The sequence below is a fragment of the Nostoc sp. C057 genome (assembly GCF_013393925.1).
Lineage (GTDB): Bacteria > Cyanobacteriota > Cyanobacteriia > Cyanobacteriales > Nostocaceae > Nostoc > Nostoc muscorum_A.
Window position 1 is genome coordinate 1,396,106 of the sequence record NZ_CP040281.1, and the last position, 16,817, is coordinate 1,412,922.

Here is a 16,817-nt window from a genome sequence, read left to right on the forward strand (position 1 = left end):
ATCAACTCTTAGAGGATGTTTGAAAAGTCCTCTTCTCGGTAAAAAAACGTTTAGATCCCCCTAAATCCACGCCACATGCTCCACTTGGGGAGACCCCAAGACCGCAGTGGCTCCCCTTAAAAAGGGGGACTTTGACTCCAGTTCCCCCCTTTTTAAGGGGGGTTAGGGGGGATCAATGAGTACCTAAAACCACAGCCAATTACTTTTCAAACAACCTCTTAGAGGAGGAATTTCAAATTTAAATTTCTATAGGTCAATCAGGATAAAAAATTTTGATTGTGTCCTCAAAAAACCTAATTAATGACTACATCTAGATTATGAATTTTAGCTTATTATTTGTGCATTCTACCTGGGTTTGTGTTGCGTTTGCGATTCTTTTTCCAGCTTTAGCAAGTGCAGTAACTCCGCCAAAACCGCAGAATAACTCAAGCTCTGTGCAGGTTCCTGATTACCTGAACCCTAATCCCAATCCTCTGCAATTTCCTACTAAACCCCAGGAAGTAAGGATTCAGGGAACTGTGCCAATCACTTTGGCACAAGCTTTGGAACTAGCACGACGCAATAATCGAGATTTACAGGTAGCAATATTACAGCTAGAACGCAGTCGTTCAGCCCTACGCGAGTCTCAAGCTGCCTTATTTCCTACTTTGGGTATCAACAGTAATTTGACTAATAGTGGTAATGGTTTTACTAATAATTCATCTCAATCCAGCACCTCTTTTAATGGTTCAGCACAACTAAATTACAACCTCTATACCTCCGGTAATCGACAAGGGGCAATCCAAGCAGCTGAAGAACAACTACGTGTGGATGAATTGAATGTTGAAAGCCAGTCTTTGATAATTAGATTGAATGCCACGACCCAATACTACGATTTGCAACAAGCAGATGAACAAGTAAGAATTAACCGAGCTGCTGTGGAGAATGCCCAAGCTAGTTTGCGGGATACTCAAGCCAGAGAACAGGCGGGAGTGGGTACGCGGTTCGATGTGCTACAGGCTCAGGTGAATTTAGCAAACGCCCAACAACAACTAACTAATGCTATCTCGCAGCAGCAAATTGCCCGTCGCCAGCTTGCCACCACGTTAAGTTTGTCGCAGTCAGTTGATATCAGTACCGCAGATCCTGTACAGTTAGCGGGTCTTTGGCCGCAGACCGTAGAACAAAGTATTGTCCAAGCGTTTCAAAATCGTCCAGAATTGCAACAGCAATTAGCACAACGAAATATTAGTGAGCAACAGCGACGACAAGCACTTTCACAGTTAGGGCCGCAAATTAGTTTGGTCGGTAACTACAACCTCCTAGATCGCTATGATGATGGTGTCAGCATTACTGATGGCTATTCAGTGGGGCTCCAAGGAAATCTCACTTTGTTTGATGGAGGAGCAGCAAGAGCAAGGGCGGCTCAGTCGAGAGCTAATATTGCGATCGCAGAGAGTCAATTTGCCAGCCAGCGTGACCAAATTCGCTTTGATGTAGAACAATTCTATTCTCAATTGCAATCTAATTTAAATAATGTGCAGACTTCTAGTGTGGCTTTAAATCAAGCCAGAGAAGCTCTAAATTTAGCAAGGCTGAGGTTCCAAGCTGGTGTGGGCACTCAAACAGAGGTGATCTCTGCTGAAAATGACCTGACAAGAGCAGAAGGTAATCGAGTCACAGCTATTTTGGATTACAATCGCGCTCTAGCTAATTTGCAAAGATCAGTTACTTCTAGAGGATCGCGCTAAGATCAGCCCCTTTGGGGCTTCTATTTGGGGATAGGTTTATATCATCACATGGCTATTAAGTACAACTTCATAGAGAATTGGTATTAGCCACGGACAGAATGCCGGAGTTTCCATTAAAGAAATGCATTCTAAGCTAAAACACATCAATTTGCAGATGAAAATTTTCTCAATATCTTGTGGGGTGGGCATCTTGCCCGCCCTGATTATGCAACTTGAATGCTGATTAGCTTACCTGTTATGCCTTCTTACCTGCTACTGGTTCAGCTATATTTTCCATATCGACCAGATTCCATTTTAAACCTTTACTCCTATATATACGTTTCTGCAAATTTGGATAGTCACCAATATCATGGTCTAGCCTTTGACCAACTACTATACATTTGAATATAGAATTGCCCGTGTTTGTCAGCTTATGCGGCTTACCACCAGCGCGATATCCAATAAAATCTCCTGCTTTAACTGGATAAATGCTTTCTCCAATTGTTGCCTCAGCTTCTCCCTCAAGAACGTATACGCACTCTTCTTCGTGATAGTGCATGTGAAGCTCAGTTGATTCACGTCCAGGCTCTACTTCAATGATGTGGAAACCGATATTTTTTAAACCTGTCAAATCTCCTAAAGACTTATTCAGTCTGCGAGCATTGGAGTTGAGAAAATGTGTTTTTTCTAGTCCTTCATAAGACTCAATCTCTTCTTTGGTGACTAAATACTTTTCCATTTCTTGATACCAAGGTGCTAAGAAAATTTGATGGTGAACAAGCAAAGGGCCTAAACCTGGATTTCTCACTTGTGAGAAATGAGCGTGAGTGTGGGGAGTGTGGGGAGAAAGAGGAGGAATTGAATAACTGCACATCAATGAACGCTGCATTACCTCCCACACCCCCCACCTGAACCACACAATACGTGAGAAATTCGGGTAAAGATGAATTAAGACGGAAGTTAAAATAGGTTCAAGGGTTCCATCTCAGCAGAAGCGATCGCTTATATTTGTGGATGGGATTATATCATCACCTCCTTATTAAGTGCAAGTTAATAAAGAATTGGTATCAGTCGTAATCTAGCTAAAGCTGAGAACGCCTATGGCGTAGTAATTACTGCTACTGGGCAATGGGCTTTACTTAATATTGCATCCACTCTGTGACCAAAGAAAACGCGACCCGTAACCATTCGGATACTACTCCCTAAAATAATTAGGTCAACTTCTTGGGTTTGGGCAAACTTGAGGATTTCTCTTTCTGGGCTGGTTCCTTGAAGAATATATGTTTTGACATCAGCACCTAGATTGCGGCCAATTGCTGCTTGCTGTTCAAGCAGATCGTGAGCAATTTCCTTCACTGGAGTTAGCGATCGCTGTTCGTATAGAATATATTCAACTTGTGGCAAATTAATCACGTTCACGATCATAACTAATGCTCCCATTTGAGCAGCGATCGTACTTGCCATCTCTACAGCATTTTTACTATATTCTGTCCCCACAGTTGGCACCAGAATCTTTGTCAGCTTTTGTTGAGCGATTTTGCATATCTCGCCTTTAGCTTGGGGTAGGTGCGATTTGACCACCATCGTTGCACATGGCGCTTCTTGTACTACCCGATCTACAAGCAAATTAAACAATGTTTTCTGAGGATGTATCTGTTCAGAAGCTCCCAATACAATCAAGTCATAGTTTTTATTCGCTTCATTCAAAATTACCTCCGCTTTACTACGCCCAGACTCCATTTTTGTTTGCAGGGTCGTATTATCAGGTAGCTGCATTTCCTCAGCAACAGAAGCCAGAGCTTCCTCGGCGGCGGTATCTTTAACCTGGGTCGCTGCCCGGCGGCCTTTCTTTTGGGGCTGCTTGTCACTCAGGGCATATAGAGATGTCACTTCTATCGAGTTTTGGTGAGCCATGTAGCCCACTAGTTGCGCTGCGAGTTGGATGTTGGGGCCACCGCTAGTAGGTATTAAGACACGGTGGATTTGCTTGATAAAGCTGCGGCTATCCTGCTCTTCTTGTTCCAACCGTTGAGCTTCCTCTTCACTCATAACCACTTTTGATAAAGTCCAGCGCAGAAGGGGTGGAGCCATTAGGGAAGTGACGATCGCCACCATAACAATAATTGAGTACATCTGGGGATTCAGCACTCCCAAAGATAAACCAATCGTAGCAACGACAATTTCCATTGCCCCGCGAGCATTCATCCCGGAACCCATCGCCAAACCTTCCCAATGACTCAAGCCACCGACGCGAGAACCAAGGTAAGCACCTGTAAATTTGCCAACACAGGCGACAGCGAGAACAATCAAGCCAAATAGCAGCGTTTGGGGGACTAACAGAGTTAGCAAATCAACTTTCAAACCAGCCCCAGCAAAGAAAATTGGCGCTAGAAAGGCTGCTGTGAATACTTCTAGCAGATGTCCAGCTTCGTTACTAAAGCGGCGGGATTGACCCGCCAGAATCCCCAGCACGAAAGCACCTAATGCTGCTTCCAGACCTAATGCGTGGGTAAGTGCTGCTGCCGAGAGCGAAAGAATCAGCACAGCCGATATACTAGCTGAAATTCCACCAACGTAGTCATCAACCCACCGCAAAATCTGGTCTACGATGGTACGCCCAATTGTGAAAGCGATCGCTAAAAACAATATAGCTGCACTCACAGAATGAAAAATTGTCCCGAAGTCAAACTTGCCGCTACTAGCTAGACCGGAAACCACAGAAAGTAAAATCCAGCCGATGGTGTCGTCAGTCATCCCAGCCGCTAAGGTTACTTGACCAATGTCACGGCGAATCAGGTTTAAGTCCATCAGCACCTTGGCAATCACTGGTACTGCCGAAATACTCATTGCTGTGGCGATAAATAGACTGAATACTAGTCGCTTTTCTGGGTTGGCTAAAAAACTATCTGGCAATAGCCAACCTAATCCAAAGCCTGTGATAAACGGGACAATAATTCCGCCCAGTGAAATCAAAAGAGCCGTTTTACCCTTACGAAGAATCAGCTTGAGATCCGTCTCCAACCCAGTTACAATCAGCAAAAATAACACACCTAACCAAGAAATCACCGAAAGTAAATTAGACTGTTCTTGACTTTTGGGAAAGATATGCGCCTGTAAGTCTGGAAGAAGCAAACCAAAAAGAGAGGGGCCAAGCAGCACACCCGCCAATAATTCCCCAACAACAGGCGGTAGATTAATCCGGCGCATTAACTCACCTAATCCCCGCGCTACGAGCAGCAATAGTGACAGTTGCACCAGCACCAACAGCAGTTCATGATGACCGAGAGGTTTAATTACACCGTCACCTACTACTTTCTGTACGGCGAGTACAGGCACTAACATTAGGGGCAGGTTTTGCATATAAGCGTCCAAAGGTTGGATTACAAATTTTTAAACAGGCTGTTTAAGTAAATCCTGAAAATATTTACTTCCACATCGGTCTAGAAGCTTAAACTGTGATTGTCATTATTAACCGCAAGATTATCATGCGCGATCGCACTAAATTGTAAGTTCAGCAGCAAAGCTCATCAATTTATTTTTGAGCGCGAACAAACAACTTTGTAGTATCTTCCCAAATACCTTGCTCGGTTGCTAGTTTCTCTATTTCTGCTTTGTACTCAACTTGCAACTGATTTAATTGTTCTTGTGATAATTTTGACAACAGGGGATTACCTTTAAAATTTATATTAATTACTATCTCAGATAATCTGTTATCCCTAAGAGGGCGATAACGTCCTGATGGTTCAATTTTAATTTCGATATCTCTAAAACCTGCCTGATTAAGCAAATTCCGACACTTTTCTGGAGTTCCCACTGGTTCAAGGATATGTGGTAGCGATACGCCTAAAACTCTAGTGCAAATCCTCTGCTGAAGAGAGGCCATAAAAGCAGTTTCGGGAGGGCAGGTGAATGCCACAAAGCCTCCGGGTTTCAAGAAGAGATACCACTTTTGCAAAATAGCAAGTATATCAGGAAAAAGTACAATTGCCTCACAGCAAAAGACAACATCAAAACTACTATCAGTAAAGTTGAAATGTTCTGCATCCGCCTCAATCAACTCGATATTTTGTAATTTTGCTGCTGCAATTTTTTGTCTTGCTTGATGCAACATTTCAGGGGTCATGTCAATCCCAATCACGGAGCCATCTGAACCAACTTTTTCAGATGCGGCTATCGCAACTAAACCTGTTCCAGTCGCCACATCAAGGATTTTTTGTCCCGAATTTAGTGGAACAAATTCAAGTAGAAGCTTGGCTTCTAGAGGATGGCGAGTACCTTTCTCATGGTCATAAGTCGTTCTACTACCATAAAATTCTTTTAGTTGCTGCTTATAATTATCCAGATCAGTCATAAACAAATGTCAAAATTTCTCCACTTTATAGTATCTCTTGTTGTAATACTGAGTTACTCGCTGCTAAACCCAACCTTGACAGCACAAGCCGCCAATGGTGCGAGCGCAGTTTACGAACAACGGATAATCCACAGTCCAGATGGTATTGGCAAATATTACAGGGGGCGCGAAATCGCCAAAGTTATGGGATACACTGGCGCTGGCTGGCTAGAACGTCCCAGCCGAGAGGGAGAGGAACAGCCAAGTAAGATAGTCAGCCTTCTCAACTTGAAACCTAACGATGTAGTGGCTGATATTGGCGCTGGTACAGGTTACTTGAGCTTTCGCATTGCGCCCTTATTAACAGCAGGTAAGGTGTTAGCTGTAGATGTTCAGCCAGAAATGTTAGAAATAATTGAGTTGTTCCAAAAAGAGAAAAATATCACCAATGTTGAGCCTGTTTTAGCAACCCTTGATAACCCAAACTTACCATCTGAAAGTATCGATTTGGCGTTGATGGTAGATGCTTATCATGAACTTGAGTATCCGCAAGAAGTGATGCAAGGAATTGTGAAAGCACTAAAACCAGGTGGTCGGGTAGTCCTGGTTGAGTACCGGGGTGAAAACCCCTTTATTATGATTAAAGGTCTGCACAAAATGACTCAAAAGCAAGTCCGCAAAGAAATGCAAGCCGTTGGTTTGGTTTGGCGTGAAACTAAAAACTTGTTACCTCAACAGCATTTAATGGTATTTGAGAAACCCAACACTAATTCGTAATTTGTAATGACGCTCGTGGACTCGCTAACGTAATTCGTAATTAAGGTTTCAAGTGATAATAAAGTAAGACTCCTAGCCAGAGCAGAAAATCATGGTTAACTTATCACTCAAGCAACGAATTCCTCCTTTAGAAAATGGCGATCGCCTCACTCGCTACGAATTTGAACGACGCTATCAGGCAATGTCCCGTCATCAAAAGGCAGAATTAATTGAAGGAGTTGTATATTTGGCATCCCCATTACGCTTTGAAAGTCATGCTGAACCACATGGTCATCTAATCGGCTGGTTGTGGACTTACCAAATTGCCACTCCTGGGGTGAGATTGGGAATTGAGCCAACAGTCCGCTTAGATCGAGACAATGAACCCCAACCAGATGGAGTGTTATTAATCACACCAGCAGCTAAAGGACAATCTCGTTTGAGCGATGATGACTACATAGAAGGTGCGCCAGAACTCGTAATAGAGATAGCAGCTAGCAGTGTTGCTATTGACTTACATGACAAGAAAAAAGTCTATGGTCGTAATGGGGTAAAAGAATATATTGTTTGGCAAATATTTGAAAATAAATTAGATTGGTTTAGCCTGCAACAAGGAGAATATGTATCCTTAGAAGTGGACGCAGATGGAATTGTTAAAAGCCAAATATTTCCTGGTTTGTGGTTGTCAATGTCGAATTTACTTGCTGGCAATATGCAGCAAGTATTGGCTGTGTTGCAGTTGGGATTAAATTCACCAGAACATCAAATATTTGTGCAGCAATAGTAGGGAAGGGGAATAAAATTCTATGACTATAGCGCTTTTTTGATATCAGTCTATTTTTTGGGGAATGAGACTGGCGCTTTTAGTTACACTATCCCAAACTATCCAGCTAACAGAATTATCTAAATCATCGGGGCTGTTTGAAACTTTAAAATATAGCTTTTCTTCACGTTTTCTTTCAATGGCAAAGTCAGCATTTTGAGCATAAGCGACTATAAAACCTTTGTCTCGTAAACAATACATCGCCCAGGCTTTCAATGATTGCTTGTATGGTTCGTGTGGAATTGGCGGTTTTGTGATTGTGTCTTCAATTACTTTAAATATTTGGATGAGTTTCGCGGTCATGGTAGATACTTTTGTTTTTACCCCTAAGTTAACTAGCTTCTGGATCGCAACGAATTTCAATCATAAAGCCATCTGGATCGTAAAAATACACACCTCTACCAGTAGGACGAGTGACTGGGCCATGTGCGATCGCTATTTTATTTTCACTGATCACTGTCACCGCGCGATCGAATAACTGCGGATCGATGTCAAAAGCCAAATGGTAGGCTCTGGTGAATGTCTTCTCTGGATTGGGATCTGGTGGTGATAATTCTGGTTCCCCAAATAAATCCAGTATTGTCCCATCCGGGGTAATAAAATTGGCTACTTTCCCTGATGCGACAAGTTCCGTCAGAGTTGCGGGTACTTCGTCGCCTGTAAGTTCGTGTAAACCCAAGATTGTGCCATAAAAGTAACGGGAAGCTTGCATATCCTGGACATTGAGGGCAATGTGATGCACTTTACGCAAATTTCCTGGCGCAAGGACACTGTTCACAGATTGGGTGCTAGATAGCATAGTAGAAGAAAATCTCCTTACTAGGATAGAAGCTGAACTTTTTACTTAAAGTTTACTATTCCTAATAAAAATCTATCATGCCATTTGATTATTCTTTAGACTTTAAAAATATCGATTTTCGCCAACATCCTGAACTATATCGCGTTGGCAAGGGTGAACAGGGCGTACTTTTGGTAGAACCATACAAATCAGAAATTCTTCCCTACTGGCGGTTCAAAACTCCTGAGATTGCCAGAGAATCAAGTGAAAAAATCTACGAAATGTTTCTTGGTTATCTAAAACAAGATGATTTTATCGGCGCAGATATGGCACGAAAGTTTATCCAAATGGGTTATACTCGCTCTCGCCGTTATGCTAATCATAAAACAGGCAGAAAATATAAACAAAATTCGGAAACTTCAGGGTCGAAAAAAGAGATTCTTCCTTACGAAGAAGACCCTGTTAAAGCCGAGTCAGCAGCAATTTTTAAAGCCAAGTGGATACAAGCAAAGACAAATGAGAAATATCAAGAGCTTTTAGCCAAGCATAAACAGATGTATGAAAGCACCTCACCTTTGTAAATCAATATACCTGGCCATTAGAAATCGCGGTTCATCTTGCATGATAAACGAAGTCCGCCTGTGTGTTATTGCTTTTCCTCTAACTTTGAGAACGCTCACAAAGCTAAAGAGGGAAGGGGAACTTGACTTGGAGAATCGAGCGTGTCTTTAAACCTGAGAGTGTCAATCTGATTACTACCTTGTTCTATGAGCAGCTATACAAACGTCAACAAAGCCTTGCCGCAGGGTAGTCTCAGGAAAAGGGAGGGTTTGCAACCCACGCAGGTGGGTAAAACCTAGTGTAGCTACGGTTTCTAACTGCCCTTTTAAATGCTAAAATACTTAATGTAAGGTAATATGCTACATAAGTTTTACTAGATGTATCTACATACTGTAAGCTTGGGATTCTGGAAAAACAGTGCTTAATTCGACTGTCAACATTATTGAGCAAAAGTTGTAATAATATTTAACATGTGTCTAGGTTGTGTAATTTAGATTAACTATTGCAGAGAAATTCTCTCAGAGTTAGTAAAATGACAAATACAACGACGCAACTATTTTATGGATTAGTTACTCTAGAACTGTAGACTATGTTTTCAGTCCTGAGTTATTTCCGTATTTTGCCTCTGAGGCATACCAATCAAGACCACACCAAATCCTTCATTAAGAGCTCCCACAAATCATAATGCCTGTGATTGAGAAGAAAAGAACTCGCGATCTGCCCCAAATTAACGAACGAATTCGCTTCCCGAAAATTCGGGTCATTGATACTGACGGTGCCCAATTGGGAATTATGCCCCCACAGGAAGCACTACAACTAGCAGAAGAGAAAGAGTTAGATTTGGTGCTTATAAGTGACAAAGCTGACCCGCCAGTTTGTCGGATTATGGACTACGGGAAATATAAGTTTGAGCAGGAGAAAAAGGCGCGGGAAGCCCGGAAAAAGCAGCACACGGCTGATGTCAAAGAAGTTAAGATGCGTTACAAAATAGAAGAACACGACTACAACGTGCGTGTTAAGCAAGCAGAGCGCTTTTTGAAAGATGGCGATAAAGTCAAAGCGACTGTGATGTTCCGGGGTCGAGAAATTCAACACAGCGACCTAGCAGAAGATTTGCTCAAGCGAATGGCAACGGATTTGGAGCCTTTTGGTGAGCTTCAACAAGCGCCTAAAAAAGAAGGGCGAAACATGATGATGCTTATCTCGCCCAAAAAATAATCCTCTAACTGTTTAATAGACCAAGTTTGAAAACCCCTGCTTAGAAGTCAGGGGTTTTTTCGTTTGGATGCAAGATACGCCCAAAGCTTTGAGGTCGTTTAAATTTATCTCAAATCGATAGTCTTGAAGGCTGAGTGGGAAACATAATACTCAGTTGCTCAGGACTTTTGCTATTTCCAGGGGATGAGGGAATGGGGAATTGGGAATGGGGAATGGGGAATGGGGAATGGGGAATGGGGAATGGGGAATGGGGAATGGGGAATGGGGATTGGGCATTGAACATGAAGAAGAGACAAGGACTTGTTCAATAATTCCCCCTTGTCCCCTTGCCCCCCTTGCCCCCCTGCCCCCCTGCTCCCCTGCCCCCTGCCCCTATTGCGCGGTGATACTACCAGAAAATAAAACTGCATGGAACTGAAAAATCACTGGTTTGCTGTAAATAAAGTTGTTTTACCACGACTACTACAGTGGGTGAATCTCCGGCCAGAGGAGAGTGAACGAACTCAACTAATGTTTATTTTTTACACAACTGTATGTGTAGGATTGCGGTGGGCAGAAGACAGTACGGTGGCGCTGTTTTTGGATGAATATGGGACTCATCTATTGCCGTGGATGTATATTGCCAGTGCCGTTATGAGCGCAGCATTGGTTTTTTTATACTCTTGGCTGCAAAGAATTTTTCCCTTACGCCGGGTGATTGTGGCGATCGCACCTTGCATGTTGATGCCATTACTTCTATTAGTTTTATTACGTTGGGGATCTCATGTTTCTTACCTCGTAGTTATTTCGGCCTTTCTGCTGCGGCTATGGGTAGATGCCCTTTATGTAGTCAACGATCTCAACACCTCCATCGTCGCTAACCAAATATTTAACATTCGAGAGATTAAGCGGACTTACCCACTGGTGAGTAGTGGACTTTTGGTAGCAGATGTGATTAGTGGCTTTAGTTTGCCTTGGCTAGTGCAATACACCTCGCTCAATAAGATCATCTTCATCGCCTGTTTTGTGATTTTATTAGGATCGGCGATTTTATTCTATTTAACTAATCACTATCGAGCGGCTTTTCCTGAAACCCCACAAAAACTAGTTCCTGAAGAACAAGCTTCACGAGAGCGCTTTATTAAAAGTCCTCTGAAGCGCTATGTTTGGCAATTGTTTGCTTTTGTTGGTCTATTGCAAGTCATTGGGTTGTTAATAGATTTTCAATATCTGCGCGAACTCCAATCCAATTTGGGCGACCGAGAACTCGCCAGTTTCTTGGGTCTTTTTGGTGGGATGTTGGGACTGTGTGAGTTGTTATTGCAGTGGTTTATTTCCAGCCGACTCATTGAACGGATGGGGGTATTTTTCACAGCGACACTTTTACCAATCACCGTAGGCTTTTCACTACCAGGAGTGCTGGTATTTTTGCATTTAATTCCAGCCATCCAATCGCAAAGCTTTTTCTGGGGTCTGATAATTGTCAAATTTTGCGATGAACTTCTGCGCTACACCTTTGTCATGAGTAGCGGCCCCATCCTGTACCAACCGATTCCAGAGTCAATTCGCAGCCGGATGCAGACTTTATCTGGCGGAACAGCCGAAGCGATCGCTACAGGTTTGACAGGAGTACTAATTTTTGCAACTCTATTGTTTTGTAACCGCTTTGTACCCGTATCGCTGCAAAAGTGGGTGTTGGTGGCAGAAACAATGCTGATAGCTAGCACCTGTGTAAAAGTAGTTTGGGAATTGCGATCGCGTTACGTTGAACTGTTAGTCTTGAGTGTGGCACGGGGTCAGTTGAGTGCAACCAATGTCGGCTTACGATTCTTCAAGCAGGGGGTAGTCAAAGCTTTGGGAGAAAAAGGCAGCGAGGCTGATAAACGCTCTTGTATTGAGCTTTTAGCCCAAATTGACTCTCAAGGAGCGGCGGAAGTTTTAGCACCCCTGTTAGTTAAGTTAACCCCAGATTTGCAGCGCCAAAGTTTGGAAGTGATGCTGACAGCCGGTGCAAATCCCGTTTATCTATCCGCCATTCGTCCTTTGTTAGAACAACCCCAAGAAACTAACCCCGAAGTTTTTGCCCTAGCTCTGCGCTACGTTTGGCTAGCCGAACCAAATCCCAATTTAAGCATCCTAGAAGAATATCTCAACCCCCGCCAAAACTCACTCATCCGCGCTACCGCCGCCGCTTTAGTCTTACGTCAGGGAACGCCGATGCAAAAGGTAGCAGCTACCCAAACCATGCGCCGGATGTTGACTCATAAGAAAGAACGGGAACGAGTGAATGGAGTTAGAGCGCTTAGAGAAGCAGTTTATTTGCAGGCGTTACGGATTCACATTCCGAATTTATTACAAGATGAGTCGTTACGGGTGCGCTGTGCCGTATTGGAAATGATTGCAGCAACCCATTTAGAGGAATATTATTCGGCGCTGATTGCAGCACTTTATTACAAATCAACCCGCACTATAGCAATGTCATCCCTAGTGCGACTAGAAAATGAAGCGATAGAGATGCTGTTGCGGTTAGCTACCAATATTTACAAACCAGAAGTAGTGCGGATGTACGCTTGGCGTACCATTGCTCAAATTGGCACTCAGGAAGCATTAGAGACTCTATGGGAAAACTTGGAGGCATCCTGGGGTATAACTAGGGATCATATTCTTCGGAGTTTACTAAAAATACATAAACAACCAGGAATTAGAGGTTTAGTAGATCGGTTTTATGAAAGTCGGGTAGAAAATTTAATTGAGCAGGAATTAAAGTTTTTAGGCGAGATTTATGGTGCATATATAGACTTGAAAATATTAGATGAAAAAGAAAATCATCAATCAAGTGAAAGGATTGTGATTGTCTCTGAGTTACTGCAACGCGCCCTTTTAGAATTGGAATTGGATGTCAAAGAGCGGCTGCTACTGTTACTCAGACTGCTTTACTCACCAGAAAAGATGCAGGCCGCAGCGTTTAATCTGCGATCGCTCTCAGTGGTAAATTTAGCACGGGGTTTAGAAATCTTAGAGCATACCGTAACTTTGCCTTGCAAGTCTCTGTTGCTGAATATTTTAGATAACCGACCGCAGTCAGAAAAATTGCAACATCTTGTAGAAGCCAAGATCGTAGAATATGAGAATATGCTAGTTAGCGATCGCCTCCACAGATTGCTGATGTTAGGTAACTTCCTTTCGGATTGGTGTCTAGCTTGTTGTTTCCATTTTGCTCAAGTGACTCGCATCCGACTTACCAGTTCTGAGATTTTAGTGAGTTTGCGTCATCCAACAGGCTTTGTTAGAGAAGCTGCGATCACATATCTAAATATGGTTTCACATCGCGTCCTCCTGCAAATCTTACCCCAGTTACAAAAAGATCCACATCCTTTGGTGGCCGCTCAAGTTAAAGAGTTACTCGAAAAACACAACTTTAAAAATTCAAAAATCTCGACAATTAATGAATAGTAGGGGCGTACATCTGTACACCCTTACTACCAATGTATGTGTTTGTTAACCTGTAAAGTGAAGTAAAAATTCCAAGAATATCAGGAACAGCCATGTACGTACTAATAGGTGGAGCAGGCTTAGTGGGCTTAAGTTTAGCCCAAAAACTAGTAGAGCTAGGACATACTGTTGCTGTAATTGATATTGACCCTATTGCTTGTCGTTATGCCCGTGAACAAGTAGGAGCAATGGCTTTTGAAGGCAGTGCTGTAAGTACAGAAGTATTGTTAGAAGCTGGGATTCGCAAAGCAGGCTCCTTGGCAGCTGTCTTAAGAAGTGATGCCTTAAACTTGGCAATGGTAACTCTTGCTAAACACTATGGTGTCACCCATATTTTGAGTCGGATGCGCCACCCCGATTTTGCCGAACCACTGCGGATAGCTGGAGCTAACCATATTATCAGTACTGTTGAACTATCAGTTTCAACAATGGTGAATGCCATTGAGTATCCCCAAGTGGAATCAATGATGCATTTTGAGCAAGGACAGATTGAGGTTCTGAAACTTGCCATCCCAAACAATTGCTATGTTGCCGGTCGTAGTGTTGCCGAAATCGCTCAGGATGCCCGATTTCCTAGTGGTTCGCTAATTATTGGTTATCAATCCCATCCCCACGAAGATTTGATGATTCCTAATGGCAGTACAATACTGGAACCTCATTCAACAGTGTTGATTGTAACTAAACCAGGATCTTTACATCAAGTCATTGATTTTATTGAGCAAAGATGTTGAGCGTAGTCTCTACCGAAACTCTTGATTAAGTGGGATTAGCTACCGTTGTATAAAAAATGGGTGTAAATAGTTTTGATGAAGCTTTATCCATATATTTTAGCGATCGCTGTTATTTTTCTGGCATCTTGTCAATCAACAAATATTTCACCCAAATCACAACCCGATGGTATTCAAGCAACCCCAGTTCAAAAAATAGTAACGCTAGATAAGACTTTTAAGATAGCAAGCGGTCAAACTGTTTATGTTCCTGTCTATTCACATATCTATCATCACAATAAGCAGGAGATTTTCGAGTTAGCAGTTACACTCAGTATTCGGAATACAGATTTGACCAATCCGCTCGTTATTACTTCTGTGCGCTACTACAACTCAGAAGGGAAATTAATTAAACAGTATTTGGAGCGTCCTATTCAACTTGATGCCCTTGCTTCTACAGATTTTTTTATAAATAGAAATGATACCAGTGGAGGTTTAGGCGCAAACTTTATTGTCGAGTGGGTAGCTCAAACAGAAATATCCGAACCTATAGTGGAGGCAGTCATGATTGGTACTGACTTCCAGCAAGGAATTTCTTTTATCAGTCCTGGTAGAGTGATTAAAAGTCAAAATAACGATAAGCGATCGCCTTCGTAATTCGTAATTCATAATTCGTAATTAAGTTTTTCCTCGTTTCCATGCTCTGTATGAGAATGCACTCATTGAGTCTCTGACTTAATATTTAGCAGGAGGCAGCAGATTTTAATCAATCAGCAAAAGCTCAGAGGTTCATCGACAAAGCTCAGACTATTCTCCATGCCCAATTCCCAATTCCCAATTCCCAATTCCCAATTCCCAATTCCCAATTCCCAATATTCAATCATCATCTAACTTCAGCAATTGTTCATCAAGATTTTGTATCCGTCCGCGCACAATTTCTTCTGAGAGAATTCGCTTCCGCATCGCCTCATTAAGCGCTCCTTTTTCTGCCAGTAGTAAACGGCGGCGAATGGCATCAAGTTTACCACTGCTGTTACTTTTGCCGTCTAACTCATCAGGACGACGATTATATAGTTCCCGCAATGTCTTTTCTGCACCAGCAATTCGCACTTGATAAGCTGAACGCATCTCTTCATAAACAGCTTTTGGTAACACTCCTGATTTCAACAAACTATCTAATTCATCTTGTGCTGCCTTCCCTGTCATCAACTGAGCTTGCAATTCTTCAACCTGTTGTTGAGTTTCTGAAAATTTAGATAATTGTAAGCGTTTTACCACCCAAGGCAAACTTAAACCCTGTCCCACTAACGACACTAGCACACTACCAAAAACTAAAGCGATGAGAACATCTCGCCCTGGTAGTGTTTCTGGCAAACTCAACGCCAGAGCCATCGAGAGCGAACCTTTGATATTACCTAAAAAGAGTAAATGTTGCCAGCGCAATGGAATTGGACGGTCGATCAAACGAATCCCTGCTAGCAGAGGATAGACTGTAAGAACTCGCCCAACTTGATAAGCCAAAACTGCAAAGAGAATTGCAGGTAAAGTTCTCCAGAGGGTTCCCAGGTCTATTTCTACACCAATTAGCAGAAAAATAAAGGTGTTGACGGTAAAACTGGCATACTCCCAGAAACTCAACAAGGTGATGCGACTAGAAGCAGAAGTATTCTGAGAAAGCCCTAAATTCCCGAAAATTAATCCAGCGACAACTACAGCTACCGCACCCGATACACCAAGAAACTGCCCAACCTGAAAAGTTCCTAATGCAACTGCAACTGTTAGTAATAAGCTGCTAAGGGCATCATCTAAACGGGCGAATACAGGTATGCTCAAGTAGCCCAAGACTAACCCTACTAGGCAGCCTCCTAAAGAGATAAATAGCAGTTGTTGGATTCCCTCGACAAAGGTGAGTGAACCTGTGGAATATACTTGCAAAATTAGGTTGAATGAAACTAGGGCAGCTGCATCATTAAATAAAGTTTCTCCTTCAACGATGGTGGAAAGTCGGGAAGGTACTGGTATTTCCTTAAAGACGGCAATCATGGAAACTGTATCAGTATTTGCCAGAATTACTCCGACAAATAACGCAGGTATCCAACTCAGCCCCAGCCCAAATTTTAATAAGGCGGCAATAATCCCACTGGAAAGCACAGCCCCAGGGCCAGCTAGCAGGGCAATTGGTTTAAAGGTGCTGCGTAGGCGGCTGACATCTGTATTAATGCCAGCTTCAAAGATGAGAATTGGTAAGAAAAGATTCAAAACTAGGGTTGGATTTAAACCAATGGGACGAGATAATAGCTCAGTGATTGGCAAACCTGCCAATACTAAACCCGTCACATAAGGGATTCGCAACCGCCGGGATAGCAAAGCTACACCTGTAGCAAGGAGCAAGAGAATGATTGAAACTTTAACTAATTGAGTTACATCCACTATTACGTTTTAGAAAGTTAGTTTGACTTGACTG

14 protein-coding genes are annotated in these 16,817 nt (G+C 42.6%); 8 read left to right on the forward strand and 6 right to left on the reverse strand.

Features of this window, described 5'->3' with window-relative positions; translation table 11 throughout:
- The first annotated feature begins 317 nt into the window (after positions 1-317).
- Entirely contained in the window at positions 318-1,730 is a 1,413-nt protein-coding gene (locus tag FD724_RS06000) for a TolC family protein (protein WP_179071924.1), read from the forward strand.
- A 235-nt stretch (positions 1,731-1,965) separates the two neighbouring features.
- On the opposite strand, the gene FD724_RS06005 is transcribed toward FD724_RS06000, so the two are convergent.
- The 3 genes from FD724_RS06005 to FD724_RS06015 all read right to left on the reverse strand — a co-directional run bounded on the left by FD724_RS06005 (position 1,966) and on the right by FD724_RS06015 (position 6,060).
- Positions 1,966-2,598, reverse strand: a complete 633-nt coding sequence (locus FD724_RS06005; RefSeq protein ID WP_256874461.1) for a cupin domain-containing protein — start codon at positions 2,596-2,598, stop codon at positions 1,966-1,968.
- A gap of 209 nt (positions 2,599-2,807) precedes the next feature.
- Complete coding sequence (locus FD724_RS06010; RefSeq protein ID WP_179071925.1) at positions 2,808-5,069, reverse strand: cation:proton antiporter; 2,262 nt, start codon at positions 5,067-5,069, stop codon at positions 2,808-2,810.
- Between the two features lie 172 nt (positions 5,070-5,241).
- Entirely contained in the window at positions 5,242-6,060 is an 819-nt protein-coding gene (locus FD724_RS06015) for a class I SAM-dependent methyltransferase (protein ID WP_306297082.1), read from the reverse strand.
- Between the two features lie 6 nt (positions 6,061-6,066).
- Here FD724_RS06015 and FD724_RS06020 point away from each other — a divergent pair, with 6 nt between their 5' ends.
- Entirely contained in the window at positions 6,067-6,816 is a 750-nt protein-coding gene (locus FD724_RS06020) for a class I SAM-dependent methyltransferase (protein ID WP_179071926.1), read from the forward strand.
- Positions 6,817-6,907: 91 nt separating this feature from the next.
- On the forward strand, positions 6,908-7,579 hold the full coding sequence (locus FD724_RS06025) for a Uma2 family endonuclease (protein ID WP_179071927.1): 672 nt from the start codon (positions 6,908-6,910) through the stop codon (positions 7,577-7,579).
- A gap of 45 nt (positions 7,580-7,624) precedes the next feature.
- Here FD724_RS06025 and FD724_RS06030 read toward each other — a convergent pair whose 3' ends face one another.
- Together FD724_RS06030 and FD724_RS06035 are read right to left on the reverse strand one after the other, a co-directional pair.
- The gene (locus tag FD724_RS06030) at positions 7,625-7,921 is read right to left on the reverse strand and encodes a hypothetical protein (protein ID WP_256874462.1); all 297 of its coding nucleotides are present in this window, start codon (positions 7,919-7,921) and stop codon (positions 7,625-7,627) included.
- A gap of 28 nt (positions 7,922-7,949) precedes the next feature.
- Positions 7,950-8,417, reverse strand: a complete 468-nt coding sequence (locus FD724_RS06035; RefSeq protein WP_114084012.1) for a VOC family protein — start codon at positions 8,415-8,417, stop codon at positions 7,950-7,952.
- A 77-nt stretch (positions 8,418-8,494) separates the two neighbouring features.
- Here FD724_RS06035 and FD724_RS06040 point away from each other — a divergent pair, with 77 nt between their 5' ends.
- The 5 genes from FD724_RS06040 to FD724_RS06060 all read left to right on the forward strand — a co-directional run bounded on the left by FD724_RS06040 (position 8,495) and on the right by FD724_RS06060 (position 15,010).
- Positions 8,495-8,977: a DUF4385 domain-containing protein gene (locus tag FD724_RS06040; RefSeq protein WP_179071928.1), complete on the forward strand. Its 483-nt coding sequence runs from the start codon at positions 8,495-8,497 to the stop codon at positions 8,975-8,977.
- Between the two features lie 664 nt (positions 8,978-9,641).
- Complete coding sequence (infC, locus tag FD724_RS06045) at positions 9,642-10,175, forward strand: translation initiation factor IF-3 (protein WP_012412604.1); 534 nt, start codon at positions 9,642-9,644, stop codon at positions 10,173-10,175.
- A 408-nt stretch (positions 10,176-10,583) separates the two neighbouring features.
- Complete coding sequence (locus FD724_RS06050; protein ID WP_179071929.1) at positions 10,584-13,607, forward strand: MFS transporter; 3,024 nt, start codon at positions 10,584-10,586, stop codon at positions 13,605-13,607.
- Between the two features lie 92 nt (positions 13,608-13,699).
- The gene (locus tag FD724_RS06055; RefSeq protein ID WP_114084009.1) at positions 13,700-14,377 is read left to right on the forward strand and encodes a TrkA family potassium uptake protein; all 678 of its coding nucleotides are present in this window, start codon (positions 13,700-13,702) and stop codon (positions 14,375-14,377) included.
- 75 nt (positions 14,378-14,452) lie between these two features.
- Positions 14,453-15,010: a DUF3124 domain-containing protein gene (locus tag FD724_RS06060; RefSeq protein ID WP_179071930.1), complete on the forward strand. Its 558-nt coding sequence runs from the start codon at positions 14,453-14,455 to the stop codon at positions 15,008-15,010.
- 219 nt (positions 15,011-15,229) lie between these two features.
- Here the strand turns inward: FD724_RS06060 and FD724_RS06065 are convergent, their stop codons facing one another.
- A complete protein-coding gene (locus FD724_RS06065; RefSeq protein ID WP_179071931.1) occupies positions 15,230-16,783 on the reverse strand; it encodes a sodium:proton antiporter in 1,554 nt (517 codons plus the stop codon).
- Between the last annotated feature and the right edge of the window lie 34 nt (positions 16,784-16,817).